This window comes from Solibacillus palustris, from assembly GCF_022549215.1.
In the GTDB taxonomy this organism is placed as follows: domain Bacteria; phylum Bacillota; class Bacilli; order Bacillales_A; family Planococcaceae; genus Solibacillus; species Solibacillus daqui.
The window spans coordinates 97986-122837 of sequence record NZ_JAKZFC010000003.1 but is presented as its reverse complement, the minus strand read 5'-3'; the positions used below and the strand labels follow the sequence as shown (position 1 = coordinate 122837).

28 protein-coding genes and 1 other annotated feature are annotated in these 24852 nt (G+C 37.8%); of the genes, 26 read left to right on the top strand and 2 right to left on the bottom strand.

Going from position 1 to position 24852, the window contains the following annotated elements; all coding sequences use genetic code 11:
• The first annotated feature begins 9 nt into the window (after positions 1 to 9).
• The 14 genes from mreC to LZ480_RS10010 all read left to right on the top strand — a co-directional run bounded on the left by mreC (position 10) and on the right by LZ480_RS10010 (position 9456).
• Positions 10 to 930, top strand: coding sequence for a rod shape-determining protein MreC (mreC, locus tag LZ480_RS10075; protein WP_241369305.1), 921 nt, complete (start codon positions 10 to 12; stop codon positions 928 to 930).
• Positions 930 to 1445: a rod shape-determining protein MreD gene (gene mreD, locus LZ480_RS10070; RefSeq protein WP_241369304.1), complete on the top strand. Its 516-nt coding sequence runs from the start codon at positions 930 to 932 to the stop codon at positions 1443 to 1445. Before mreC ends, mreD begins: the two co-directional genes overlap by 1 nt.
• A gap of 91 nt (positions 1446 to 1536) precedes the next feature.
• On the top strand, positions 1537 to 2205 hold the full coding sequence (minC, locus tag LZ480_RS10065; protein WP_241369303.1) for a septum site-determining protein MinC: 669 nt from the start codon (positions 1537 to 1539) through the stop codon (positions 2203 to 2205).
• 87 nt (positions 2206 to 2292) lie between these two features.
• A complete protein-coding gene (gene minD / locus LZ480_RS10060) occupies positions 2293 to 3090 on the top strand; it encodes a septum site-determining protein MinD (RefSeq protein WP_241369552.1) in 798 nt (265 codons plus the stop codon).
• Between the two features lie 103 nt (positions 3091 to 3193).
• Complete coding sequence (locus tag LZ480_RS10055; RefSeq protein WP_241369302.1) at positions 3194 to 3733, top strand: M23 family metallopeptidase; 540 nt, start codon at positions 3194 to 3196, stop codon at positions 3731 to 3733.
• Complete coding sequence (locus LZ480_RS10050; protein WP_241369301.1) at positions 3734 to 4345, top strand: site-2 protease family protein; 612 nt, start codon at positions 3734 to 3736, stop codon at positions 4343 to 4345.
• A 45-nt stretch (positions 4346 to 4390) separates the two neighbouring features.
• Positions 4391 to 4469: a sequence feature (ribosomal protein L21 leader region), on the top strand.
• A 14-nt stretch (positions 4470 to 4483) separates the two neighbouring features.
• The gene (rplU, locus tag LZ480_RS10045) at positions 4484 to 4792 is read left to right on the top strand and encodes a 50S ribosomal protein L21 (RefSeq protein ID WP_008405205.1); all 309 of its coding nucleotides are present in this window, start codon (positions 4484 to 4486) and stop codon (positions 4790 to 4792) included.
• Between the two features lie 11 nt (positions 4793 to 4803).
• A complete protein-coding gene (locus LZ480_RS10040; RefSeq protein ID WP_241369300.1) occupies positions 4804 to 5145 on the top strand; it encodes a ribosomal-processing cysteine protease Prp in 342 nt (113 codons plus the stop codon).
• A gap of 13 nt (positions 5146 to 5158) precedes the next feature.
• Positions 5159 to 5455, top strand: a complete 297-nt coding sequence (rpmA, locus tag LZ480_RS10035) for a 50S ribosomal protein L27 (protein WP_241369299.1) — start codon at positions 5159 to 5161, stop codon at positions 5453 to 5455.
• A 280-nt stretch (positions 5456 to 5735) separates the two neighbouring features.
• Positions 5736 to 6260 carry a Spo0B domain-containing protein gene (locus LZ480_RS10030; RefSeq protein ID WP_241369298.1) on the top strand — a complete coding sequence of 175 codons (525 nt, stop codon included), beginning with the start codon at positions 5736 to 5738 and terminating at the stop codon, positions 6258 to 6260.
• Between the two features lie 5 nt (positions 6261 to 6265).
• Entirely contained in the window at positions 6266 to 7555 is a 1290-nt protein-coding gene (gene obgE / locus LZ480_RS10025) for a GTPase ObgE (RefSeq protein ID WP_241369297.1), read from the top strand.
• Positions 7556 to 7572: 17 nt separating this feature from the next.
• Positions 7573 to 8028, top strand: coding sequence for an ACT domain-containing protein (locus LZ480_RS10020; RefSeq protein WP_241369296.1), 456 nt, complete (start codon positions 7573 to 7575; stop codon positions 8026 to 8028).
• A gap of 138 nt (positions 8029 to 8166) precedes the next feature.
• Positions 8167 to 9039, top strand: coding sequence for a prephenate dehydratase (pheA, locus tag LZ480_RS10015; protein ID WP_241369295.1), 873 nt, complete (start codon positions 8167 to 8169; stop codon positions 9037 to 9039).
• 12 nt (positions 9040 to 9051) lie between these two features.
• Positions 9052 to 9456: a thiol-disulfide oxidoreductase DCC family protein gene (locus LZ480_RS10010; RefSeq protein ID WP_241369294.1), complete on the top strand. Its 405-nt coding sequence runs from the start codon at positions 9052 to 9054 to the stop codon at positions 9454 to 9456.
• Positions 9457 to 9722: 266 nt separating this feature from the next.
• Here LZ480_RS10010 and LZ480_RS10005 read toward each other — a convergent pair whose 3' ends face one another.
• A complete protein-coding gene (locus LZ480_RS10005; protein WP_241369293.1) occupies positions 9723 to 10250 on the bottom strand; it encodes a transcription repressor NadR in 528 nt (175 codons plus the stop codon).
• Positions 10251 to 10461: 211 nt separating this feature from the next.
• On the opposite strand from LZ480_RS10005, the gene LZ480_RS10000 reads away from it, so the two are divergent.
• The 8 genes from LZ480_RS10000 to LZ480_RS09965 all read left to right on the top strand — a co-directional run bounded on the left by LZ480_RS10000 (position 10462) and on the right by LZ480_RS09965 (position 17539).
• Positions 10462 to 11487, top strand: coding sequence for a LysM peptidoglycan-binding domain-containing protein (locus LZ480_RS10000; RefSeq protein ID WP_241369292.1), 1026 nt, complete (start codon positions 10462 to 10464; stop codon positions 11485 to 11487).
• Between the two features lie 47 nt (positions 11488 to 11534).
• Positions 11535 to 12314 (top strand): phosphotransferase, encoded by a 780-nt coding sequence (locus LZ480_RS09995; protein WP_241369291.1) that lies wholly within the window; start codon positions 11535 to 11537, stop codon positions 12312 to 12314.
• A 123-nt stretch (positions 12315 to 12437) separates the two neighbouring features.
• On the top strand, positions 12438 to 13058 hold the full coding sequence (gene ruvA / locus LZ480_RS09990) for a Holliday junction branch migration protein RuvA (protein WP_241369290.1): 621 nt from the start codon (positions 12438 to 12440) through the stop codon (positions 13056 to 13058).
• Between the two features lie 15 nt (positions 13059 to 13073).
• Complete coding sequence (gene ruvB / locus LZ480_RS09985; protein ID WP_241369289.1) at positions 13074 to 14078, top strand: Holliday junction branch migration DNA helicase RuvB; 1005 nt, start codon at positions 13074 to 13076, stop codon at positions 14076 to 14078.
• Positions 14079 to 14094: 16 nt separating this feature from the next.
• On the top strand, positions 14095 to 15132 hold the full coding sequence (queA, locus tag LZ480_RS09980; RefSeq protein WP_241369288.1) for a tRNA preQ1(34) S-adenosylmethionine ribosyltransferase-isomerase QueA: 1038 nt from the start codon (positions 14095 to 14097) through the stop codon (positions 15130 to 15132).
• 116 nt (positions 15133 to 15248) lie between these two features.
• On the top strand, positions 15249 to 16406 hold the full coding sequence (gene tgt / locus LZ480_RS09975) for a tRNA guanosine(34) transglycosylase Tgt (RefSeq protein ID WP_241369287.1): 1158 nt from the start codon (positions 15249 to 15251) through the stop codon (positions 16404 to 16406).
• A 132-nt stretch (positions 16407 to 16538) separates the two neighbouring features.
• Positions 16539 to 16799, top strand: coding sequence for a preprotein translocase subunit YajC (yajC, locus tag LZ480_RS09970; RefSeq protein ID WP_241369286.1), 261 nt, complete (start codon positions 16539 to 16541; stop codon positions 16797 to 16799).
• 86 nt (positions 16800 to 16885) lie between these two features.
• On the top strand, positions 16886 to 17539 hold the full coding sequence (locus LZ480_RS09965; RefSeq protein WP_241369285.1) for a DUF421 domain-containing protein: 654 nt from the start codon (positions 16886 to 16888) through the stop codon (positions 17537 to 17539).
• On the opposite strand, the gene LZ480_RS09960 is transcribed toward LZ480_RS09965, so the two are convergent.
• The gene (locus tag LZ480_RS09960; protein ID WP_241369284.1) at positions 17507 to 19012 is read right to left on the bottom strand and encodes a putative polysaccharide biosynthesis protein; all 1506 of its coding nucleotides are present in this window, start codon (positions 19010 to 19012) and stop codon (positions 17507 to 17509) included. The genes LZ480_RS09965 and LZ480_RS09960 overlap by 33 nt on opposite strands.
• Before the next feature lie 88 nt (positions 19013 to 19100).
• Here LZ480_RS09960 and LZ480_RS09955 point away from each other — a divergent pair, with 88 nt between their 5' ends.
• From LZ480_RS09955 to recJ, 4 genes are all read left to right on the top strand, one after another.
• Complete coding sequence (locus tag LZ480_RS09955) at positions 19101 to 19406, top strand: post-transcriptional regulator (RefSeq protein WP_241369283.1); 306 nt, start codon at positions 19101 to 19103, stop codon at positions 19404 to 19406.
• 219 nt (positions 19407 to 19625) lie between these two features.
• Complete coding sequence (gene secDF / locus LZ480_RS09950) at positions 19626 to 21899, top strand: protein translocase subunit SecDF (RefSeq protein ID WP_241369282.1); 2274 nt, start codon at positions 19626 to 19628, stop codon at positions 21897 to 21899.
• Between the two features lie 123 nt (positions 21900 to 22022).
• Complete coding sequence (locus LZ480_RS09945; RefSeq protein ID WP_241369281.1) at positions 22023 to 22346, top strand: LapA family protein; 324 nt, start codon at positions 22023 to 22025, stop codon at positions 22344 to 22346.
• Between the two features lie 168 nt (positions 22347 to 22514).
• On the top strand, positions 22515 to 24836 hold the full coding sequence (recJ, locus tag LZ480_RS09940; protein WP_241369280.1) for a single-stranded-DNA-specific exonuclease RecJ: 2322 nt from the start codon (positions 22515 to 22517) through the stop codon (positions 24834 to 24836).
• Positions 24837 to 24852 lie beyond the last annotated feature (16 nt).

Sequence of the window (24852 nt, the reverse complement as noted above, 5' to 3'; positions counted from 1 at the left end):
ACTTTTCTTGTGCCACAATTAACAAATAAAAAATTAATCATACTTTTAGTAAGTGTAATTTTTCTAGTGGCATTGATTGGTTTCTCTTTACGTGATCGTCATAACGCAACATTACCCGAAAAACTTATTAAAGATACAGTTGGCTTTGCGCAATCGCTTGTAGCAAAGCCAACGAACTACATAACGGGTATTTTTAGCAATATTGACTCGCTTATGAATACGTATGATGAAAATCAACGCCTAAAAATGCGCTTAGAGGATTTTGCAATGTTACAGGCGGAAGTAAGTACACTAAAGGCCGAAAATGCGTCATTACGTGACCTTGCCAAAGTAGAGGAAAGCTTACGTGATTTCGACCCGATTCAGGCGACGGTCATTGCAAGAAACCCTGATCAATGGGAAGAAAAAATTATTTTAAATAAAGGTACTGCTCACGGTGTTGAAAAAAACATGGCAGTTATGACATCGCGTGGATTAATTGGTAAAATTGTTATCGCGACACCGTATACTTCTGAAGTAGAACTGCTTTATACGAATAATGAAAATTATCGTGTTTCAGCAATCGCTTTTGGAGAAAACAATGAAGAAATTCATGGTTTAATAGAAGGTTATGACGTAGAGCGTAACGAATTATTACTAAAGCGCATCGATTCAAAAATGAAATTAAAAGTAGGCGGAAAAGTAATTTCATCTGGTTTAGGGGGGATTTTCCCTAAAGGAATGCTAATCGGAGAAATTACCGAAGTTACTACAGATGATTTCGGTCTGACGAAAATGGCCTATGTAAAACCAGCGGCAGACTTTTCGATGCTAGAAAATGTCATTATTGCAAAGCGTAAAACTACAGCAGTAGATGGCTCAGACGGCAATGCAACGAATGCGGATTTAACAAATGAAGTTGACGAGGCAGCAGTTGAGGGGGATGAATAATGATCACTCGATTGGGTATCGGACTTGTTGGGGTATTATTATTTTTAGTAGAGTCTGAATTTGCGATGTTTTCACCACTTCAGTGGAATGGCAGCACGTATTTTTTAATCCCTCGTTTTTTAATTTTATATTTAATCTTTTTAGCCATTTATTATAGTCGTAAAAAAGCCATGATTTATGGCTTAATTTTTGGGTTATGTTTTGATGTATTTTACATTAATATTATTGGACTATATACTGTGTTATATCCTGCCATTTGTTTTGGTGCGGCTTGGTTTGTAAAGCGTTTTGAGTCACATTTAGTATTCACTACATTTTTAGCTATAGGGCTATTAGCAGTATTAGAATTCATCTTATATGAATTTTTCTATTTGATTCAATTTACTACGATGGCGTTGCAACCATTTTTAGTTTATCGATTAGTTCCAACTTTAATTGCAAATTTTTTATTTTTAATAATGCTTGCATGGGCGTTTAAATATTGTATTAGCGCTCGCGTATTTCAACGCGCTTAAGTAGCATTAAAAAATGATGGGAAGAAACAATTCACTATATTTTGGATTGTTTCTTTTCATAATAATTTGGCGCGAGGTGACGGAAATTGCTATGAAGAAGCAACTTGTCCATATTAAAGGTACGAAGGATGGATTGGTCCTTCGTTTAGATGACCAATGCTCATATACTGAATTGCTAGAAGAACTAGGAAAAAAAGTTACAGATGGACATCTTGATGGTAAAATAGATGTACAATTGCACTTAGGAAGACGTTACTGTACGCCCGAACAAAAGGCACAGCTTATAGAAGTTGTTGAGAAACAGCAAAAATATCGTGTGAAAAATATTCAAAGTGATGTACTAACTGTAGAAGAAAGTAAAGAACAGGAAAAATCAAGTCACTTTGAAACATTTGTTGGAATTGTACGTTCAGGGCAAGTATTACGTGCAACTGGAGATATTCTAATTTTAGGTGATGTCAATCCAAATGGACGTGTCGAAGCAGGTGGCAATGTCCATATAGCAGGTAAACTAAAAGGAATCGTTCATGCTGGAGCAAATGGCAACGAAGAAGCAGTCGTTTTTGCTTCTCATTTTGAGCCGACGCATGTGTTAATTGCTAATCTTGTCGAAGTAATGACAAACGAAAGCAAATATTTTTTAGAACACACGCATCAAATCTTTGCCTATATAAACGAAGATGGTACGATTTCCTATGACCGAATCCAAGAATTAAGAAATATAAGACCGAATTTATCAACATTTAAAGGAGGGAGCTAAATGAGTGAAGAAGAATTTTTATTCTCTAAGAATATTGATGAAGCAAATACTCAATATGCTACCTTACATAAGGAAGGGGCCGCTAATGTGGGAGAAGCAATCGTAATAACTTCAGGAAAAGGTGGCGTAGGGAAGACGACTACAACCGCCAACCTTGGAACTGCATTAGCACTGCAAGGGAAAAAGGTGTGTTTGGTCGATACTGATATCGGTCTACGTAACTTAGATGTTATTTTAGGATTAGAAAATCGTATTATTTATGATTTAATCGATGTAATTGAAGGACGTTGTAAAACACATCAAGCGCTAGTAAAAGATAAGCGAATTGATGATCGTTTATACTTATTACCAGCTGCTCAAAATACAGATAAGAACGCTGTAGCTCCTGAGCAAATGAAGGTATTAGTTGATGAGTTGAAACGTGATTTTGACTATGTATTAATCGACTGTCCAGCAGGGATTGAGCAAGGTTACCGTAATGCTGTAGCTGGTGCGGATCGAGCAATCGTTGTTACAACGCCTGAAATTTCAGCTGTGCGTGACGCTGATCGCATTATTGGTTTACTTGAACAAGAGCCAATCGAACCGCCAAAATTAATTATTAACCGTATTCGTAAACATTTAATGAACAATGGTGATGCAATGGATATTACTGAGGTTACGACGCATTTATCAATTGATTTATTAGGTATTATTGTAGATAGTGAGGATGTCATAAGCTCATCAAATAAAGGTGAACCAATTGTGATGGATCCGAATAACAAAGTTTCTCTAGGTTACCGTAATATTGCGCGTCGTATTTTAGGAGATTCTGTGCCACTAATGACTTTAGAGGACGATCAACCAAAAGGCGTATTAGCAAAAATTAAATCATTATTTAAATAATGAATATAAGGAATGTTAAAGGTTGAAAAAACTTTTAGCATTCCTTTTTTCATGCACTTTTGTATGGAGCATATAATAGAGAAAAAAGGATAGGATGGTGAGCTTGAAAAAATGGCAATGGCTCATCGCAATCGCTCTTTTTCTTGGCATTGCAGGTGCTAATTATTTTGGGGATTTAACGTTAAAACGAGCTATTAATAAAATTGTTTATAGCTCAGATGATTTACTGTATATGCGCAAATTAGTTGTAGCCATCACACAACCAAAAGATCAACAAATTACAGTGGCGGCTCATTCTTCGGTGGAGCAATTGCAGATGTTCGAAACAATTGAACGCTTTAATGATGGCTATTTACTAACGTATAAAGAGCCTTTCGTTTTAAATGCGCTCTATGACGGACTTATAATTTTTACTGGTCATACACAATACAATGGAAAATCGATTTCAATTATTTATGATAATGGGATGACGATGACATTTGGTTTTGTTGATGACTTTTATGTGTTGCCATACACATCTGTAAGTAAAGGAACTGTTATGGCGACGAAAAAAAGTGGTGAGCTTTATATTCAAATTGAAAAAGACGGTGTTATTTTGGATATGGAGCAAACTACTCAGTGGTTAAAGGATCGCGAAATTTAAATGAAGTATTCAATTCATCCGGCATTTTTATTGCTATTATTGATGATCGCACTTTATGGTAATATTGCATTGTATAGCGTGATGATGGTTTCGTTAGTGATCCACGAACTCGGTCATTTTCTAGCGGCAAAATTTGTAGGCGTTCAAGTTGATACGTGTAAAATTATGCCATATGGTGGAGAAATGACTTTAAAGCACGAAATGCAGTTATCGTATCGACAATTGATCGTCGTTGCAATGGGTGGACCAATTGCAACAATAATAGGGATAGGACTTAGTTTTTTATTGCCACCGTTATTAAAAGGGTTATTTATCGAAATACAGTTATTTATTTTATGCATTAATCTATTACCAATTTGGCCGCTTGATGGCGGAAGGATTCTTTGTTTTACACTCTTAAAACAATATTCTTACTCGAAATTGTTCGAATATTACGTCTCTAGTTCTTTCTATTTACTTACAGTCACAATTATCGTACTATTATATTTGCTACCACAATCTCTTTCTTTTGTTGTCGTAAGTATATTCTTATGGAGCAAAGTCATAGGAGATTGGAGAAATCGAAAATACCGTTCAGCATTTGAAAAACATGTAATGAACAGGTTGACTTAAGAATTTTGGTATGGTAGTATTTTAATGTTATTGTTTGTAGCACCCGTGCTACTGCAACCGCGCTGAACAGGTTTTAAGTATCTTTTATGATCACCTGCAATTCCGGGCGAGTCTGAGTCTAAGAGGAGGTGCATTTTAATGTACGCAATTATCGAAACTGGTGGTAAACAAATCAAAGTTGAAGCAGGTCAAGAAATCTACGTTGAAAAACTAGGTGTAGCTGCTGACGAAATCGTTACTTTTGACAAAGTTTTATTCGTAGGTGGAGAAACAGTTAAAGTTGGAGCTCCAACTGTTGCTGGCGCTACTGTAACAGCGAAAGTTGTTAAAGAAGGCAAGCAAAAGAAAATTACTGTTTTCAAATTAAAAGCGAAGAAAAACTACCGTCGTAAACAAGGTCACCGTCAACCATACACTAAATTAGTAGTTGAAGCAATCAACGCTTAATAGGTGAAATTATGATTACGGTAACTATTTACAGTGACGCAAATCGCAAATCGTATGGCTTTGAAATCTCAGGTCACGCATTGTCGGACGTTTATGGTCGAGATTTAGTTTGTGCAGGCGCTTCTGCTGTTGCCTTTGGTGCAGTAAATGCAATTCCACAAATTATCGGGTTGACTCCTGAAATCGAGCAAGGTTCACAGGGAGGTTACTTAAAGGTAACAATTCCTCAAGCGGATCTGAATGATGAAACAGACGCTAAATTACAAGTTATTCTGAACACAATGGTGACACAGTTCTATACAATGACTGCGAGCTATTCGGAATATATCGAATTGAAATATAAAATGATCTAGGAGGTGGAACAGTATGTTATTATTAACTTTAGATCTTCAATTCTTCGCATCTAAAAAAGGTGTAGGTTCTACTAAAAACGGACGTGACTCTGAGTCAAAACGTTTAGGCGCTAAACGTGCTGATGGTCAATTCGTTACTGGTGGTTCAATTCTTTACCGTCAACGCGGTACAAAAATTTACCCAGGTACAAACGTAGGCCGCGGTGGAGATGATACTTTATTCGCAACAGTTGACGGCGTTGTTAAATTCGAACGCATGGGTCGCGACAAGAAAAAAGTATCTGTATACCCAGTTGCACAAGAAGCATAATTTTTGCAATTAAAGGACTGCATTTATTGCAGTCCTTTTTTTTGGTAAAAGTGTATCTCGGCATTTTCGCCAACCCTCGGCCATTTCAGTCCTTTGGTCGAAAGTGGAACACATTGAGTCCCCCAATATCTGTTGAGGCTAAACGAGCGAAAATTGGATTATTTAATGAATAATTGAAATTTTCTTAAGTATTGAATGTATTATTTGTGTGAGGTATAGAAGGAAAATTAAACGAAAACTTGTTATACTAATAACGAATCTGTAAAACGGAGAGTGAAAAATGACCGTTTCCAAATTAACTGTTAGCGAAGCGTTACGCTACGCCAATCACGATTATTTAAATCAGCTTCATTTAATTCAAATGAATTTAGATTTAGGCCGAGTAGAGGATGCCAAAAAAGTTATTTTACAACAATCTGAACATTGTAAAGTATTTTCAAATATCAATCGACTGCAGCTTAAAAACACCGTAGAATGGCTACATACAGTACATTGGCGCTACCCGGCTTTACAATTCCAATTATCGAGTTATGTACAAGCACCTATTCGCAGTGAATTTGATGATGCAATTGCACAATACTTGGAAAAAACAATTATTCATGTTTATGATGTGCTCGATCCTTTTGAAGAACATCAGTTACAATTGAACATTGAAGCAAAAGACAAGGAATGGTCGATTACATTCCATTTAAATGGGAATTGGCGAATGAAGCCATTTTCAATAGAGCAAAATATTTTTGAAGTGAAAACGTATGAACAAACGGATACATCATGGAAATACGTTCTTCACATGCATGAGGAGTGAAAGCAATGTTTGTCGATCACGTAAAGATTTACGTTAAAGGTGGAGACGGCGGAGATGGGATGGTAGCCTTCCGTCGTGAAAAATATGTACCAAATGGTGGTCCAGCAGGTGGCGATGGTGCACGTGGTGGTAACGTTATTTTTGAAGTAGAAGAAGGTTTACGTACGTTAATGGATTTCCGTTACAAACGTCACTTTAAAGCTGAACGCGGTGAGCACGGGATGAGTAAAGGGATGCACGGTCGACGTGCGGAAGATTTAATCGTTAAAGTACCACCAGGAACAGTTGTGATGAACGCAGAAACAAAAACGGTTATTGCAGACTTAGTAGAGCACGGCCAACAAGCGGTAGTTGCAAAAGCAGGCCGTGGTGGTCGTGGGAACTGTCGTTTCGCTACACCTTCAAATCCAGCACCTGAGCTTGCTGAAAAAGGTGAGCCAGGCGAAGAACTAGAAGTTATTTTAGAATTAAAAGTATTAGCAGACGTTGGTTTAGTAGGTTTCCCTTCAGTAGGTAAATCAACATTACTATCTGTTGTATCTTCAGCAAAACCAAAAATCGGTGCTTACCACTTCACAACAATCGTACCTAACTTAGGAATGGTTGAAACGGAAGATGGTCGTTCATTCGCAATGGCCGATTTACCAGGATTAATCGAAGGCGCACACCAAGGTGTTGGTTTAGGGATGCAATTCTTACGCCATATCGAGCGTACACGAGTAATCGTACACGTAATTGATATGAGTGGTATGGAAGGTCGCGAACCTTATGATGACTATGTAACGATTAACAACGAGCTTGAGCAATACAATTTACGCTTATTAGAGCGCCCACAAATCGTAGTAGCGAACAAAATGGATATGCCAGATGCAGAGGAAAACTTAGCAGAGTTTAAAAAGAAAGTGGGCGACGATGTAAAAGTCTTCCCAATTTCAGCAGTTTCTCGTCAAGGGTTAAAACCATTATTGTTCGAAGTAGCAGACTTATTAGAGGTAACACCAGAATTCTTATTACATGAAGTAATCGATGAAGAATCAGAAGCAGTTGTGCTTTATAAACACGAATCAAAAGGCGTGGAATTCGAAATTTCACGTGATGATGACGGTTCATTCGTACTTTCTGGTTACACTATCGAACGTCTATTCAAAATGACAGATTTCAGCCGTGAAGACGGTATTCGCCGATTTGCTCGTCAATTACGTGCAATGGGTGTAGACGAAGAATTACGTAAACGAGGCGCAGAAAATGGCGACACAGTTCGTTTAATGGAATTCGAATTTGACTTTGTTGACTAATGAAGTGAGGGATCTTGATGAAAAACGTAGCAAATCAACGGTATTATTTAGTGCGTGAAGATGTATTAACCGATGCAATGCAAAAAACCTTAGAAGCAAAGCAGCTATTACAAAAGGGTACCGTCGCTTCTATTTGGGATGCAGTAAAGCAAGTTGACCTATCACGCAGTGCATTTTATAAATATCGTGATGCAGTTTTTCCTTTCCATTCAATTGTGCAAGAGCGTATTTTAACGGTGTTTATTCAATTACAAGACCGTAAAGGCACACTTGCCAAATTACTTGAAACCGTATCAGATGCACACTGTAATGTGCTCACGATTCACCAAACGATTCCGATTCAAGGTCGTGCAAATGTAACACTGTCATTAGATGTTACAAGCATGGTCCATGAGCTGGATGAGCTAATTCGTGGCTTAAATCAACTAGACTTTGTTGAATCGGCTGAAGTAATTAGTTCAGGTGCATTATAATAAATCGTATGTGCTAAATGAGCGCATTAACCTAGATGAAAAAGGGTTGTCCAAAAGTTTTCGGACAGATTGGACAGCCCTTTCTTTTTATAAAAAATTAACAGAAAATTTAGAACTTGAAATTGAGGGGGTAATTAGATGTCACAACAACAATGGGAAAAACGAATTGCATATTTAGGTCCAGAAGCATCATTTACATATTTAGCGACAAAGGGTTTATTTCCAAATGACTGGCATATTCCCTATCAATCGATTCCAGAATGTATTGAAGCTGTTGCAGAAGAGAAAGTGGAGTTAGCAGTTGTGCCAGTAGAAAATGCGTTGGAAGGTTCTGTACCGCTTACAGTAGACTATTTATTCCATGAGGCAGAGCTTTTTGTTACAGCGGAAGTTATGTCAAAAATTCAACAGCATTTGTTAGTGAATAAAAAATATGCAAATCAATTAGATATGCTTGAAGAAATATACTCACATCCACATGCATTAGCGCAATGTCATAAATTTTTATTTTACAATCATGGGGGCGTAAAACAAACTCCGTATGCTTCAACAGCCGCAGCCGCAGAACTTGTATCAAAGACGGAAGATCGTTGCATTGCCGCGGTGGCAAACGCATCGGCAGCTGTAAAGTACGGCTTACATATTGCAGAAACAAATATTCATGATTTTCATTTTAACCATACACGTTTCTTCGTGTTATCTAAACAAAACATTCGTCATGGCATAGTGCCCCTAAAAGCACAGCCGAAAACGACGTTCATGTTAACATTGCCAACAGATGTATCTGGTGCGTTACATCAAGTGTTATCGGTATTTGCATGGCGCAAAATTAATTTAAGTAAAATTGAATCGCGTCCACTGAAAACAGGGCTCGGGAATTATTTCTTTATTATTGATATACTAGCAGATGAGGATGAACCGATGATGAAAGGTGCAGTAGAGGAATTAAAAGCGCTTGGCTGCACTTTGAAGTCACTCGGTACATATTTTACGTATGTAACACCTGAATGAGGTGAATCAATAATGGAACGTATTATATTATTTGATGGGGAATGCAATTTTTGTGATGCAAGTGTGCAGTTTATTTTAACGCGTGATACAAAGGCAGTTTTTCAATTTGCATCGCTTCAAAGTGAGATAGGGCAGGGATTGCTAAAAAAATTTCAAGTACCAGTAGACATTGATAGTTTAGTGCTTCTTGAAGGGGAGCGTTATTATTTGAAGTCTACCGCGGCGTTAAGAATTGCGGGGCAACTGGATGGTTTGTGGAAGCTGATGTTTGGTGTAATCCTAGTTCCGAGACCTTTGCGCGATGCAATCTATAGCTATTTTGCGAAAAATCGTTATCGTTGGTTTGGGAAAAAAGAGGCATGTATGCTGCCAACAGTGGAGCAGCGAAGTCGATTTTTAGTTGATCGAAAAGAATAAAATTTTCAATGAGATCCACAAAGATTCGAAATACGTTTTTCAAATAATTTAGAGGGTGTGCTAGAAGTTGAAAAAACTTTTCGTACACCTTTTTTAACTTGCTTCAGCACAACGCCGATTAAAAATGCGTTTAATAGCAGCGGTGTCAATCCGTAGTTAATAAACGGTAATGGAACACCAGCTAATGGTAACATTATGACGAAAAGAAATGTTCTTGCATAAAATAAAACAGCTTAGCGGCCACGATACCGTTAAGCTGTTTTCGTTTAATGTTCGATTAAAAAACCGCGTTCACGTAATTTTGCTTCAGCTAATTTTATACTTTCTTTAGAAGTTGCGCTAATCACATGTAAATGTGTTCCATCTGTTAATGCTGATAAATAAAGGGCGTTCGATTCCTCGACACGTTTCACAAATTGCTCCACTTCTAGTCGATTGGATACCATGATGGATGCTGTAATTTCACCATAAACGGGATGTTCAACAATGACGCTTTCGACTGTAACACCGCAATCAACTAAAATAAATAGCTCATCCTTTGCTTCATCCGGCATATGCGCGCATACAATTTTACGTGTGAATTTTTCTTGTTGCACATGATGCATGTAAACATAGCCTTGACTTGTCGCGACAATTGGTTCATTGCGTGCTTTCAATAAATTCATGTCGTTAACAATTACTTGACGTGACACATTTGTATGCTTTGCTAAGTCCGTACCTGTTAATGGTTGCTTCGCATTTTTTAGCAAGGCGAGAAGTTCGATTCTGCGTTCTTCTCCTAATAATTTTTTCATTTTTTTCCACCTCTATCAACGTAGCTGTTCCTTTTAGTGTAACACAACTTTTAACTACTTGGTGGATAAGCAAGTATAACTTATTCTAGGAAAGCTACATAAGAAAATACATCATCTCGCGCTATTTGGGCCGAAATGTGTTTTCTAAACGTAAACATTGTGGCAACTAGGCAATTTATGCATATGCTATTACGAGAAAAGGAGGAAAGATGTGCGCGTTCATATTGTCCAAAAGGGAGATACTTTGTGGAAAATAGCCAAACAGTATGCAGTTGGCTTTGAAGAATTAAAGCGTTTAAACGCACATTTAACCAATCCCGATTATATCGTGCCGGGAATGGAAATTTATTTACCGAATAGTGCACCGAAAAAAGAGGTACAGCATGTAGTGAAAGAACAGCATGTAGTGAAAGAACAGCATAAGCCGGTGAAGGAGATGCCAGTGCAACCATCAAAGCCTACTCTACCCCCAGCCCCAACGCCAACACCATTACCAGTTCCGCAAATTCAAAAACCGCTGTGGCAAGGAGATTTTTATTTCCAACCGCCAATACCGCAGCCAATGCCGATGCCAAATTGGCAAACACATGTGCATGTCCAACCATCGATTGAGCAAAACGTAACTGCACCACAACCGCAGCCAATGCCACAACCAATACCACAACCAATACCACAGCCACAGCCACAAATGATACAACCGCAGCCTATTTTTATTCAGCAACCACCACAACCACAGCAGCCGATTTATATCGAGCAGCCGATGATGATGCCACATCATTGTATGCCACAAATGATGCCACATCATTGTATGCCGCAAATGATGCCACATCATTGTATGCCACACATGATGCCGCAGATGATGCCACAGATGATGCCGCAGATGATGCCACAGATGATGCCAGAAATGATGCCACAGATGATGCCAGAAATGATGCCAGAAATGATGCCACAGATGATGCCAATGCACCGATGTCCGCATTGTCACCGTATGCCGATGGAAGAGTCCATGAATATGCTTCCAATTATTAATGAAGAGTCCTCAACAAAAAATTGTGACTGCTCTGATCAAGAGCAACAATTACGCCATTATTATGATGAAATTCATCAGATGATGTGTAACCCGAATCCTTGTCACCATCCACAAATGATGCCGCATCCCACATTTATGATGCCACAGATGCAACAAATGCACCCGATGCATCAAATGCCATCTCAAAATAAATCATGTCGAAAGTAATTAAAGAAAATTGTTGGCAGTGGGATTCACCAAACGGCCGTTTTTTTATGAAATATTATGAAGATATAGGGCTTGCACAAAAAGTGAAATATGTTCATCAAGAGTTAGAAAATATTGATTTTCCATACCATGTGCCACTTGAGCAAAATGAAAGTGGCCATATTTTAAAGCAAAAATGGATTGATGGAACGAGTGTAAACTATGAAAAAAGAGCGCATCAAATACTAGCGTTGCAAGCACTCGAAACATTACACAACACATCAAATAAAATCAATTGGTCTCGAGAAGAATTGCCCAACTACAATCTCCAACAAAAATGGCAACGTAGATTCGAACGTTTTGTTATGCAACAAGAGGCTTTAAAAAGCTTGCTCCGTGATAATTATGACATTATTGTAAATGAAGCCTTAGCCGCATTAAATGCAATTGAACAAAGTCAAAAATATCAGGAAGCAATAACGATACTGCATGGAGATGTCGTGCACCATAACTTCATGGTCTCAGCAAATGAGGTAAAAATAATTGATTTTGATTTGGCAACTCTTGGGGAAGCATCGGATGAGTTGATATTATGGATGCATCGCGTGTTACCTCAAACAAATTATAATTTAAAAAAACTCATGAAAACGCACCCGTATTTACAAACAGCCCATCATAAATTACATTATTTAAATTTTCCCAATGAAATACTGAGAGAAAGTTTGTTTTATTTAAAATTAAACGAACGGCAGAAGCTTTCATGCTATCCATTTATCCAATCGATTGTCCGGGATTGGCTCAAATATAAAGCATCGTTAAAAAGTACGATTCAAACAATGATGATGTAGAATATGTTACACTTAGTAAGGCTGTCTAATAGGCAGCCTCTTTGTTTTGAGTAATGCAACATATGTTCGTAAAATCCAGTCAAACTATGCTATAATGAAGCAAGAAATGTGAGGGATGAAACGATGTATGATTATTTAAAAGGACAAGTGACACGTATTACACCAGAGTATATCGTGTTAGAACAACAAGGGGTAGGCTGGTTACTTTATACGCCAAATCCTTATGCTTTTCGAACATCAGCAAGTGAGCAGCAAATTTTCGTATCGATGCAAGTGCGTGAAGATGCACAAAATTTATACGGTTTCCATAGTTTAGAGCAACGTGAATTATTTAAAAAACTCATTCAAGTGTCAGGCATTGGTCCAAAAGGTGCTTTAGCTATTTTAGCAAGCGGTAATCCAACATCAGTGATTCAAGCTATTGAAATGGAAGATGAAGCTTTTTTAGTGCGTTTTCCAGGAGTCGGTAAGAAAACAGCGCGTCAAATGATTTTAGATTTAAAAGGCAAGCTTGATATGCTACTTGATTCGGATGTATTACCAAGTGCCGAAGATGAGCTACCGTTGTTTGGTGTCAATCCAAATAAACATGAGCTAGAAGAAGCAACGCTTGCATTAGTAGCGCTTGGCTATTCAGAAAAAGAGCTCGAAAAAATTAAACCTCTGCTTGAAGAAGATGATCGCTTAACAACGACAGATGCATATATTAAACAGGCATTAAAATTATTATTAAAATTGAAATAAAAAGGAGTGAGAACTTTGTCAGACCGCGTACTTTCTGGACAAGCGACCGAAGCTGAACAGCAATTTGAGCTTTCGTTAAGGCCACAACGCTTGGCGCAATACATAGGCCAAGATAAAGTAAAGGACAATTTAAAAATCTTTATCGAAGCCGCAAAGCTACGCCAAGAAAGTCTTGACCACGTTCTCCTTTATGGTCCACCAGGTTTAGGGAAAACAACATTGGCAGTAGTTATAGCTAATGAAATGACGGTAAATGTCAAAATGACAAGTGGTCCTGCGATTGAACGCCCAGGTGATTTAGCTGCGATATTAAGCTCACTTGAAGCAGGCGATGTATTATTTATCGATGAAATTCACCGTTTGCCACGTGCGATTGAAGAAGTATTGTACTCGGCAATGGAAGACTTTTGTTTAGATATTGTTGTCGGTAAGGGACCTGAAGCACGTTCGATTCGATTAGATTTACCTCCATTTACATTAGTAGGAGCGACAACACGTGCAGGTGCGTTATCTGCACCATTACGTGATCGTTTTGGGGTGTTAGCACGCTTAGAATATTATGATGAGGAAGCACTTGCACAAATTGTCATTCGCTCAGGTGAGTTATTTGGTGTTGAGCTAAATGAACAGGCGGCTTATGAAATTGCGCGTCGTTCTCGTGGGACACCACGTATTGCCAATCGTTTACTAAAGCGTGTGCGTGACTATGCGCAAGTGTTAGCGAATGGTATTGTTTCAGAACAACTAGCACAGCAAGCATTAGAGTTATTACAAGTCGATCCGCGCGGGTTAGATCATATTGACCATAAATTAATGCAGTCGATGATTGAGCGCTTTGGTGGTGGTCCGGTTGGTTTAGATGCACTAGCGGCGTCAATTGGTGAGGAGCGCATTACGATTGAAGATGTATATGAGCCTTATTTACTGCAAATTGGTTTTATTCAGCGTACACCGAGAGGCCGTATTGCGACGATGATTTGCTACGATCATTTTGGCTACCCGCCAGCACAAAAAGAATAAGAAGGAAGTTTTTAACGTGAGAGTAGAAGATTTTGATTTTCATTTACCAGAAGAATTAATTGCCCAAACACCATTATTAGACCGTACTGCGAGCCGATTAATGGTTGTAAATCCGGATTCATTAGCACTAGAGCACCATAAATTCGGGCATATTTTAGATGAGCTAAACGAAGGGGACTGTCTTGTATTAAATGATACACGTGTCTTACCTGCTCGTTTAATGGGGGAAAAAGAAGGAACAGGGGCACACATCGAGCTGCTTTTATTAAAGCAAACAAAGGACGATGAGTGGGAAACGCTAGTTAAACCTGCCAAACGCGTAAAAGTTGGCACAGTTGTGACTTTCGGTAACGGCTTATTAACAGCAACTTGTACTGGTGAGCTAGATCATGGTGGCCGAACGTTCAATTTTAAGTACGACGGCATATTCTATGAAATTTTAGACCAGTTAGGTGAAATGCCTTTACCACCATACATTCGCGAAAAATTAGACGACCAAGATCGCTACCAAACTGTATTCGCAAAAGAGCGTGGTTCAGCAGCAGCACCAACAGCGGGCCTTCACTTTACGGAAGACTTACTGGAAGCGATTAAAGCAAAAGGTGTAAAAGTTGTATTTATTACATTACACGTAGGCTTAGGTACTTTCCGCCCTGTAAGTGTTGACTCAATCGAAGAGCACGACATGCACTCAGAATTTTACAGTGTTTCAGAAGAAGCAGCGGCAACGATTCAAGGTGTAAAAGATGCGGGTGGTAAAGTCATTTCTGTCGGTACAACTTCAACACGTACTCTGGAGACGGTAGCGCGTGATAATAAAGGTAAAATCGTGGCTTCACAAGGCTGGACAAACATTTTCATTTTCCCAGGCTTCGACTATAAGGCGATTGATGGACTTATTACAAACTTCCATTTACCAAAGTCAACACTTGTGATGCTTGTAAGTGCATTAGCTTCAAAAGATTCAATAATGCACGCGTATGAAAAAGCAGTAGAAGAAAAATATCGCTTCTTCAGTTTTGGCGATGCGATGTTTATTCGCCCGAAGAAGTAATTTGCAATTACCCTTAAATCTCTATACAATAAATATTTGTGTGCACCTACTACAACGAGTGGTAGGTGTTTTTATTCGAAGTAGTGTTCATACTTTAGAAAAGCGAGGAAATAGTAATGACAGAAACAAAAAAGCAACCACCCATTCGTTATGAGTTAATAAAGACATGTGCACAAACAGGAGCACGGTTAGGAATTGTGCATACTCCACATGGCTCATTTGAAACACCGACATTTATGCCAGTAGGAACACAGGCTACAGTTAAAGCAATGAGTCCAGAAGAATTAAAAGAAATGAATGCAGGAATTATCCTTTCTAACACGTATCATTTATGGTTACGTCCAGGTAATGATATCGTGAAAGAAGCAGGTGGATTACACAAATTCATGAACTGGGATCGTCCGATTTTAACAGATTCAGGCGGCTTCCAAGTGTTTTCTTTATCCAAGTTCCGTAAAATCGAAGAAGAGGGCGTACATTTCCGCAACCACTTAAATGGCGATAAATTATTCTTATCACCAGAAAAAGCAATGGAAATCCAAAACGATTTAGGTTCAGATATTATGATGGCATTTGACGAGTGTCCACCATTCCCAGCAACATACGAATATATGGAAGCATCTGTAGACCGTACGACTCGTTGGGCAAAGCGTTGTAAAGAAGCGCACCAGCGTCCAGACGAGCAAGGGTTATTCGGTATTATTCAAGGTGGCGAATACGAGGAATTACGTCGTAAATCAGCAGAAGCATTGGTTGAATTAGACTTCCCTGGTTATGCAATCGGTGGTTTGTCGGTTGGTGAACCAAAAGATATTATGAACAAAGTATTAGACTTCACTGCACCAATGATGCCAGCAGACAAACCACGTTACCTAATGGGTGTAGGCTCTCCTGACTCACTAATTGATGGTGCGATTCGCGGAATTGATATGTTTGATTGCGTTTTACCAACACGTATTGCTCGTAACGGTACATTAATGACTTCTGAAGGTCGTATGGTTATTAAAAACGCAAAGTATGCAAAAGACTTTACACCGATTGATGAAACTTGTGATTGTTATACTTGTAAAAACTATACACGTGCATATGTTCGTCACTTAATGCGTACGGAAGAAACGTTTGGTTTACGCTTAACTTCATACCACAACTTACGCTTTTTAATCAAAACAATGGAGCAAGTTCGTGAGGCAATTCGTGAAGACCGTCTTGGTGATTTCAAAGAGGAATTCTTTGAGAAATATGGTTATAATAAGCCAAATGCAAAAAACTTCTAATAATCTGTTAGTGTTTTAGTAGAAATTGGTAGTTTTTAAAATTTTTAAGAAATTTTAGAGTTTTAATGCGCAAAAGAGCGTAATTATATACTATACTATGAAAATGAGATATAGAAGGGGGGCAATTTGAGAATGGAAGGTTTATATCAATTTTTACCAATTATCATAATGTTCATTGCGATGTGGTTCATTTTAATTCGACCAGCACAAAAACGTCAAAAAGCAACTACGCAAATGCAGAGTAACTTAAAACGTGGCGATAAAGTTGTTACAGTTGGTGGGTTACATGGTGAAGTCGACACAATTGAAGATACTACTGTATACTTATTAGTTGATGGAAATACACGTTTAAAATTCGAACGCCAAGCAATTGGTCGTATAGAATCTGTGTAATGATAAAAGGCTTGTGGAATGCATATTCCACAAGCTTTTTTGTATGAATTTCCTATTTTTGTTCATGCTAATTACGAGGTGATCATATGAATGATTATTTACTAATTAGTATTCGGACAATACTTTTATATATTATTTTACTTGTTGTATTTCGTTTAATGGGTAAACGAGAAGTTGGCGAATTGAGCATTGTAGATTTAGCTATTTTTGTATTAATGGCAGAAGTCGCAGCACTTGCTTTGGATGATCTAAATCATGATTTAGGGAAGGATATATTACCAATTGGTGTATTATTTATCATTCAATATGTGAATTCTTGGTTTATTTTAAAAAATAAAAAATTACGTGATTTTATAGAGGGTGATCCTACAATGATCATTCGCGATGGCTGGTTATGTGAAATCGAAATGAGAAAACAGCGTTATAATTTAGATGATTTGCTACAACAATTACGTGAGCAAGGTGTTAGCTCTGTACAAGATGTGGCCTTTGCGTTTTTAGAGCAGTCTGGAAAATTGTCAATTTATCTAAAGGATCAAGACCCGATAATTTTACCACTTGTGCTTGATGGCTATGTGGATATGCGGCATTTAAAAATTATTGATAAAGATTTGGAATGGTTAGAGAAAGAGCTGATGGTACAAGGCTATACTAATATTCGAGATATTTTTTATTGTAGCTATGACAATGGGAAGTGGTTTGTCCAATTACGTGCGCGAAAAGATCGTACGAATGTATAAAATGTCTTGAATGCGAATTTGCTTCGTGAGTACTAATAGTAAAATGGTAACGGTAAGTGTCATTATGATTTGTATAGTGAATGGAAAGTGCTGTGTATAGGTAGGGAGTACGGTAGCTGTAACGATAAATACACTATAGGGCAACACAAAAAATCGAAAGCCAACACGAATTTTTGGTTGCTGTTTAATGGACGCGATGTGTAAAAAGGATGTTATTAAAACACCAAAACCTATGGCAATGATAGCACCAAATTCTTGGATTTCCGGCTGAGACGCAAGGAAAAATAATAAAAACAGTTTGCCGATGCCACCATAAATCGAATTCATCATTGCAGCTTGTGCCTCGTCCATTGCCTGTAAAATGGCATGAAGTGGACTTTGAATATAATAAAAATAAAAAATGGGTGCTAAAATTTTCATATAACCTCGATTTTCTTCTAAATGGAACAAATGCGTGACCAATTCGTCTCCATGTATGAAAAACAAGGTAGCAGCAATGCAGCCAACTAACGAACTTAGTCGTAGTGAATGGCTGACCCGCTTCGTGAGCAAAGGCAAATCATTGCGTGCTAAGGCGCTACTAACAGCTGGGACGAGAATAATTGATAACGCACTTGGGATGAACGCAGGGAATAATAATAATGGGATATGTACACCAGAAATCACCCCATACAGTGTAGTCGCTGCACCCGCAGTTAGGCCAGCAACGGTCAACGCTTTTAAAAAAACAATCGGCTCTAAAAACCACGTAAATGTGCCAAACAATTTGCTACCCGCAGATGGTAAGGCAATTTGCATAATCGGTTTCGTGAAAGAAGACCTCACTTTTTTAGATGTAGCTTGTTTTCGTTTGGCACGAATGTAAAAGTAACTCAAAAATAGCAACGAAAAAATTTCACCAATTCCCGTAATCGCCATTGCTGCCGCAGCAGTTTTAGCAGGGGAAGTTGAAACAAAATACGGCAAAACAGCCATAATGAGTCCAATGCGAACAACTTGCTCAAGAAGTTGTGCCCAAGCGGTAGGTGCAATTTTAGCTAAGCCTTGCAAATATGCTTTTATGAGACTTGATATGATAACAAGTGGAATAGTGAAGACGCTAATATAAAGTGTCAAGATTAAATTTTCATTATGTAATAATGTATTTGCTATAAAAGGAGTACTTAGTAAGACAATTGGAGTGAATACAATAATGGAAATGACAGAAAGTTTAATAGCGCTTACCATAACAGCTGAGATTTGTTCATTTTTACGTGTCGCATCATATTGTGCAATAAGTTTAGACACAGCAATCGGAATTCCGAGTTGAATGAGAGAAATAAAGAAAATGAATGTCGGATATGCGGTCATATAGAGCCCCACAACTTCTTCACCTGCTATACGCATAAATTGCATGCGGTAAAGAAATCCAAAACATTTAGAAATGAAGATGACGAACATTAAAAATAAAGTTCCTTTTAAAAATGAGCCCAATTACCTTCTGCTCTCTCCTTTCGAATTCATATACAATTAACGTATGCTCCATAAAATTAAGTTAAAACCTACAGTAGGAGTGATTGCTATGCAAATTCCGTTTTCACAACTTTATGAACAAGTTCAAGAAATTTTGAAAAACAAAGTTGAGGAAATTCATTACTTTGGCTATGATTCCATTACAGAGCAAGATGTGTGGCACTATTGCATTGATAAGGTATGGCGTAAGAAAGACGTTCAAAGTTTAAGGCTTCATGAACTTGCTTCAGGAATTTTAGGTATAAGTGCTTCTGAATTGTTGAACTATATTCAAATAAAAGATTTAAAGCAAAGTAATGTTGAAACAATGATGTCAAAGGACGAACTAGATGAATTATTTGATCCAAAGAAATAGGTCTTCATAATTTAAGAAAAAGTAATTCGAAATATCTAGTAATAATTTGACAGTTTCCACAAGCTGTTTCATAATGATAGTGTTGCGCTTTTCAATGTGTAGATATATTATATTTGAAAAGCAAAAAGTACATGAATATCCATAAGTACATAGTTTGTGGAACGCACTTTGATGTTTTTTGTTCGTACTTTTTTGTACGACATTGAGGAGGATTTTTTAATGAAATTAGCAAACCGTATAATTACGTTTGTTCTTGTAGTAGCGCTGCTATTTACGGGAATGGGTACAACGGTACAGAAAGTTTTAAACGATGTAAGACTCGGCTTAGACCTTCAAGGTGGATTCGAAGTTCTTTATGAAGTTGAATCGTTAGTTGAAGGGCAAGAAATTACTCAAAAAGTACTTGCTGATACAACAACAGCACTGAATAATCGTATTAACATGTTCGGTGTTAGTGAGCCAAGTATTCAGATCGAAGGAGAAAACCGTATTCGTGTACAGCTTGCTGGTTTAGAAGACCAATCGTCTGCACGTGAGCTATTATCAAGTACGGCCAATTTAACGTTCCGTGATGTGAATGACAACATCTTACTCGATGGGACAGATTTAAAAGAGGGTGGTGCAAAGGCATCATTCGACGATCAAAACCGTCCAATCGTTACATTAACATTAAAAGATGCAGCGAAATTTGCTGAAGTAACACAAAAAGTTATGAGTATGGGTGCACCAAATAACTTATTAGTCGTTTGGTTAGACTTTGAAGAGGGCGTAGATTCATATGCCGCTGAAATTCAAAAGCCTGTAGAAGAGCAAAAATTTGAATCTGCAGCTTCTGTAACACAAGTATTAAATACAACAGATGTCATGATTTCAGGGAACTTCACTGTTGATGAAACAAAACATTTTGCTTCGATTTTAAACTCAGGTTCATTACCAGTTAAATTAACTGAAAAATATTCAACTTCTGTTGGAGCGCAGTTCGGTGAAGATGCATTAAATGATACCGTATTAGCAGGTATTGTTGGTGTCATCATAATTTTCATTTTCATGTTACTGTACTACCGCTTACCAGGGTTCATTTCGATTATTACATTAACTGTATTCACTTACTTAGTATTAATCGTATTTAACGGAATCAATGCGGTATTAACATTGCCAGGTATTGCAGCCATTGTGTTAGGTATTGGTATGGCGGTCGATGCCAACATTTTAACGGCAGAGCGTATTCGTGAAGAATTACGTGTTGGTCATTCTGTCAAAGATGCCTTTAAATTAGGTTCAAAGCAATCTTTATCTGCGATTATTGATGCGCAATTAACAACATTGCTTGCTGCGGTAGTATTATTCTACTTTGGTACAAGCTCGGTAAAAGGTTTTGCAACAACATTAATCATTTCGATATTATTATCATTCGTAACAGCGGTATGGGGTTCACGTATGCTACAAGGTTTACTTGTAAATAGTGGCTACTTTAATAACCCAGCTTGGTTCGGTATTCGCAAATCGCAACAGCATAGTCTAGAAGAAGGCATTACTTCATTAGATTTAACAACGAAATTCGATAAAATTGATTTCGTGCATAACCGTAAAAAGTTCTATGTTCTCTCAACGCTTATTCTTGTAGTCGGAATCGTCATTCTTGGCGTGTTCAAGCTAAACTTAGGCATTGACTTCTCTCAAGGTACACGAGTTGAAATTCTAGCAGACAACGCATTAACACAAGAAGAAGTCGTTGATTATTTAGATGAAATTGGCTTCGCAAATGAAGATGTTGTTATTTCGGGCGAAGAGCAAAATGTAGCGGTAATGCGTTATAAAACAGACTTCTCTCAACAAGAAGTATTAGATTTTAAAGCTGATGTAGCTGAAAAATATGGTCATGAGCCAAGTTTAAGTACCGTTTCAGCAACAGTTGGTAAAGAGTTAGCGAAAAATGCCATCTATGCATTGGCTTTAGCAGCACTGGGTATTATTATTTATGTAGCAGTTCGTTTCGAATGGCGCATGGGCCTAGGGGCAATTATTTCGTTACTACATGATGTATTCTTTATTGTCGTGGTTTTCAGTATGCTACGTTTAGAAGTAGACATTACATTTATCGCAGCGGTGTTAACGATAGTTGGTTACTCAATCAACGATACGATTGTTACGTTCGACCGTATTCGTGAAAATATTGACCGTGCAGGTTCGATTTCTACTAAAGAAGAACTTGCAACAATCGTAAACAAATCTCTTCGTCAAACGATGGGACGCTCTATTAATACAGTATTAACAGTAATTATTGTAGTCATTGCGCTTATTTTCTTAGGTGCACCATCGATTCAAAACTTCTCAATTGCCTTACTGATTGGTTTAGTAACGGGTATGTACTCATCAATTTGTATCGCAGCTCAAGTTTGGTATACTTTAAAGTCTCGTGAAATGGACAAAAAAGGTACTGCCGTTGTGAAAAAAGAGAAAAAACAATGGGGTTCAGACGAGCCACAAATTTAAGAAAGTCAAAAAGGTATTCAATAAGTTGTTTGCTTATTGAATACCTTTTTTTGTTTGAATTAACCTCAAAAGTGGGAATAGCAATAATTGGATAGACATATAATATTAGAGCAGGTGATGGTAATGAAAAAACAATGGACAGTAGTAGTAGGGATTGGTTTTGCAATAATTATCGCTGTTTTTGCCACAGTGAATGTTGAAAAAGTTCCGGTAGATTATGTTTTTGGTGAAGCATATTGGCCATTAATTTTAATAATTTTGGGCTCGGTTTTAGTCGGTTTTATTATGAGTTTTTGCTTTTCCGCATTCCGAATGTTTAGCAGTCAGCGCCAAACAAAAACAGTGCGTAAAGAATTAGAAAATGCGCGAACACTAATAAACGAAAAGGATAAGGAAATCCTTGAATTGAAAGCTGAATTGCGAGAGCGCGGTGCCTCTAATTCATAATAGAAGAACTACTTGATAATTTAGAAACAAATCGAGATTTAACAAAATAACCCCTTAGAAGATGTTTTGCTAAATATTTAGCAAAGCATCTTTTTTTAATTTAATAAGAATCCTTAGGAAACATCCTTATTTTTTTGTATAATGGACTGCATGAGGAAGTGAATTTACATGATCCAGTCACAAAAACTTTGGACAATCCAAAATCCAGATGAACAGCTTATTAATCAATTAACATCACAGCTAAATATTTCAACAATTGCAGCGAAAATACTCATTGCACGTGGCTGTGAAACAGTGGAGATGGCGGCACCGCTATTAAAGGTAGATGAAAGTGCCTATCATGATCCATTTTTAATGGCAGGAATGGAACAAGCAGTTGCCCGAATTGAACAAGCATTAGATAGCGGTGAAAAGATTTTAGTTTATGGAGATTATGACGCCGATGGAATTACAAGTACAACCGTATTGCTTAATGTACTGTTAGATTTAGGCGCAGATGTCGATTTTGTTATTCCAAATCGTTTTCTGCATGGCTATGGCCCAAATGAAAACTTATTCCGACAAGCACATATGGACGGAGTGCAATTAATTATTACAGTTGATAATGGAATTAGTGGTATTGAGCAAGTCAAATTGGCACGCGAACTCGGTATGGATGTGATTATTACTGATCACCATGAAGCGGGAGACGAATTACCAGATGCTAATATCATCGTGCATCCACGCATACCAGAGGGGCAATACCCATTTGGTGAGCTTGCAGGAGTAGGTGTTGCATTTAAATTGGCACATGCTTTATATGGCGAATTGCCAGAACATTTATTTGAATATGTGGCGATAGGAACGATTGCCGATTTAGTGCCTTTAGTTGGTGAAAATCGCTATTTGGTTCAGCGCGGTTTACAGGCGTTACAGCACTCGCACAATCCTTGGGTACCAGCGCTTTGTGAAGCTTCTGGAGCCGTTCAAAAGGATATTAACGAAGAAACAGTCGGTTTTTACTTTGGTCCGCGCTTAAATGCGATTGGTCGATTAGGTGATGCACAGCCGGGTGTTCACTTTTTAATGAGTGAAAATCAACTAGAAGCGAACAATCTAGCTAAACAGCTAAATGATAAAAATATAGAGCGTAAAAAAATTGTTGAAGAAATTACAGATGAAGCGATTGCAATCATTGAAAGTAATGAGCCAATGCGAGATTCACTCGTATTAATCGTAGCAGGTGAAGGTTGGAATCCAGGCGTTGTCGGCATTGTAGCTTCGCGTTTAGTAGAAAAATATTATCGCCCTACAATAGTATTATCTATCGACCGTGAAAAAGGGCATGCAAAAGGTTCTGCCCGTAGTATTGAAGGGTTTCATTTATACAATGAACTTGCGAAAAATCGCGATATATTACCGCATTTTGGTGGACACCCGATGGCAGCAGGAATGACATTGCCCATTGAACATGTCGATGAACTTCGAACGAGATTGCATGAACAAGCAAGTGCATGTTTAACTGAAGAACAATTGATTCAAAAACTTCAAATTGATGTACCAATTGATCTGAATGAAATTTCGGTAGAAGCAATTGAAGAAATACGTCAGCTCGCTCCGTTTGGAACGGAATTCCCGAAGCCTAACTTTGCGATTCAACAGGTGAAAGTAAAGTCAATGCGTAAAATTGGCACAGCTGAGAACCATTTGAAAATGGAACTAGAAGATGCCTATGCGACACTAGATGCAATTGGCTTTAGCAAAGGATATTTGTTTGATGAAATTTCGTATGGCATTGCATTATCGCTCGTCGGGGATTTACAAATTAATGAATGGCAAGGAAATAAAAAGCCACAATTTATGATACAAGATGTAGGTGTAAATGAATGGCAGCTATACGATTATCGTGGGAAAAGTCAAACAGCGCATTGGCTTGCCAAAATACCAGTGGAGCAAACGGATTTTATTGCTTTTTCGGAGCAAACAATCATTGAACATGCCGAAGTTATTCCAAAGGAAATTGTTCACGTTACAGACCAAGTGTCGTTAGTTGATGTAAAAAAGAATATTGTACTTTTAGATTTACCGGAAAACATCATGCTATTGGAAGAACTATTACAAACCGTAAAAGTAGAACGAATATATGCACATTTTTACACGAAAAACTCAGCGTACTTTAATGGTATGCCCTCACGTGATCATTTTAAATGGTATTATGGTTTTCTGAAAAAACGTCCGACCTTTAACTTGAATCAGCATATTCAACAATTATCACAACATATCGGACTAAATATTGAAGTAATTAAATTTATGACAAAAGTGTTTTTTGAGCTGGGATTTGTTACAATAGAGAATGGTTTGACGACTGTCAATGACAATGCGCCGAAGAAAGAGTTATCAGAAGCACCGTCATATAAAATGCGTTCAAAACAAATCGAGCTCGAGCAAAAACTATTATATGCCACATATAGTGAATTAAAACAATGGTTTGATGAACGATTGAGTTCTTGAGGAGGAACAAGGAACA

Coding starts and splice junctions, on each gene's coding strand:
- mreD (WP_241369304.1), top strand. CDS start 930: ATGATCACTCGATTGGGTATCGGACTTGTTGGGGTATTATTATTTTTA.
- minC (WP_241369303.1), top strand. CDS start 1,537: ATGAAGAAGCAACTTGTCCATATTAAAGGTACGAAGGATGGATTGGTC.
- LZ480_RS10050 (WP_241369301.1), top strand. CDS start 3,734: ATGAAGTATTCAATTCATCCGGCATTTTTATTGCTATTATTGATGATC.
- rplU (WP_008405205.1), top strand. CDS start 4,484: ATGTACGCAATTATCGAAACTGGTGGTAAACAAATCAAAGTTGAAGCA.
- LZ480_RS10040 (WP_241369300.1), top strand. CDS start 4,804: ATGATTACGGTAACTATTTACAGTGACGCAAATCGCAAATCGTATGGC.
- rpmA (WP_241369299.1), top strand. CDS start 5,159: ATGTTATTATTAACTTTAGATCTTCAATTCTTCGCATCTAAAAAAGGT.
- LZ480_RS10030 (WP_241369298.1), top strand. CDS start 5,736: ATGACCGTTTCCAAATTAACTGTTAGCGAAGCGTTACGCTACGCCAAT.
- obgE (WP_241369297.1), top strand. CDS start 6,266: ATGTTTGTCGATCACGTAAAGATTTACGTTAAAGGTGGAGACGGCGGA.
- LZ480_RS10020 (WP_241369296.1), top strand. CDS start 7,573: ATGAAAAACGTAGCAAATCAACGGTATTATTTAGTGCGTGAAGATGTA.
- pheA (WP_241369295.1), top strand. CDS start 8,167: ATGTCACAACAACAATGGGAAAAACGAATTGCATATTTAGGTCCAGAA.
- LZ480_RS10010 (WP_241369294.1), top strand. CDS start 9,052: ATGGAACGTATTATATTATTTGATGGGGAATGCAATTTTTGTGATGCA.
- LZ480_RS10005 (WP_241369293.1), bottom strand. CDS start 10,250: ATGAAAAAATTATTAGGAGAAGAACGCAGAATCGAACTTCTCGCCTTG.
- LZ480_RS09995 (WP_241369291.1), top strand. CDS start 11,535: ATGAAATATTATGAAGATATAGGGCTTGCACAAAAAGTGAAATATGTT.
- ruvA (WP_241369290.1), top strand. CDS start 12,438: ATGTATGATTATTTAAAAGGACAAGTGACACGTATTACACCAGAGTAT.
- tgt (WP_241369287.1), top strand. CDS start 15,249: ATGACAGAAACAAAAAAGCAACCACCCATTCGTTATGAGTTAATAAAG.
- yajC (WP_241369286.1), top strand. CDS start 16,539: ATGGAAGGTTTATATCAATTTTTACCAATTATCATAATGTTCATTGCG.
- LZ480_RS09965 (WP_241369285.1), top strand. CDS start 16,886: ATGAATGATTATTTACTAATTAGTATTCGGACAATACTTTTATATATT.
- LZ480_RS09955 (WP_241369283.1), top strand. CDS start 19,101: ATGCAAATTCCGTTTTCACAACTTTATGAACAAGTTCAAGAAATTTTG.
- secDF (WP_241369282.1), top strand. CDS start 19,626: ATGAAATTAGCAAACCGTATAATTACGTTTGTTCTTGTAGTAGCGCTG.
- LZ480_RS09945 (WP_241369281.1), top strand. CDS start 22,023: ATGAAAAAACAATGGACAGTAGTAGTAGGGATTGGTTTTGCAATAATT.
- recJ (WP_241369280.1), top strand. CDS start 22,515: ATGATCCAGTCACAAAAACTTTGGACAATCCAAAATCCAGATGAACAG.